Source organism: Oleiphilus sp. HI0079 (genome assembly GCF_001635105.1).
This window is the reverse complement of the sequence record NZ_LWFT01001124.1, coordinates 1-982: the sequence shown is the minus strand read 5'-3', so window position 1 is coordinate 982 and position 982 is coordinate 1. Positions and strand designations below refer to the sequence as shown.

1 protein-coding gene is annotated in these 982 nt (G+C 49.6%); it reads left to right on the top strand.

Annotated elements, in window-relative coordinates; translation table 11 throughout:
- The coding region (locus A3750_RS19935; RefSeq protein ID WP_156498775.1) for a methyl-accepting chemotaxis protein at nt 1-982 on the top strand (982 nt) is incomplete at both ends.

Sequence of the window (982 nt, the reverse complement as noted above, 5' to 3'; positions counted from 1 at the left end):
TTGCACTGATGATCTGCGGTGGCATTGCCTGGCTAATGCCACGACTCGTCATTCGCCCTCTTCGAGAGATGAATAACGTATTGAACGAACTCGCTACCGCAGGCGGCGATCTAAGAACCGAGGTTCGCATTAGAACCAATGACGAGCTCGGCCAACTCGGCAAAACCGTTAACAAGTTTATTGCTGCTTTACGTGGATTAATTAGCGATATCATCGTCAAAACAGATCAAGTTAGCGAGCAAGCGTCACTGCTCGATACCAGCGCAAAAAGCAATCAAGCTGTCGCTCGGAACACTTTGAACGAAACGGATTCGATGGCGACCGCGATCACCGAAATGTCCGCCTCTATTTCTGAGGTGGCACATAGCGCAAGCAACACGTCTGAAAGTGCGAAACAAGCCGGATCAGACAGTGCTGTCGGAACTCAAGTGGTGCTTGATACCCAGTCCATCATCAATCAACTCGCCGCGGATGTTGGCGGTGCAGCTGAAAAAATTGAACAGCTTAAAAGTGATACCGACAAAATTCACGAAGTGGTTAGCGTTATTCAAGGAATTGCGGAGCAAACAAATCTACTTGCACTGAACGCCGCCATTGAAGCAGCAAGAGCGGGAGAGCAAGGCCGTGGCTTCGCCGTTGTTGCCGACGAAGTAAGAGCCCTTGCCTCGCGAACACAAACCTCGACCGAGGAAATTCAACAAATGGTCGACATGCTTCAGCGCAGTGCTGATTCTGCACATGCGACCATGAGCAGTGGCAAAGAGGTTGCCGAGAAGTCTGTTGAAAAGGCGAGCCAAGCAAAAGAGGCCTTTGAGCAGATTTCAGGTGCCATCGGCCTTGTCTCGCAAATGAGCATTCAAATTGCATCCGCTGCGGAAGAACAAAGTTCAGTCTCAAATGAAATAAGCGAAAATGCCAATCGCCTATCTGCATATGGCCAAGAAGCTCACGGCATTTCAGACGAAGTTGAGAGTCTATCGAT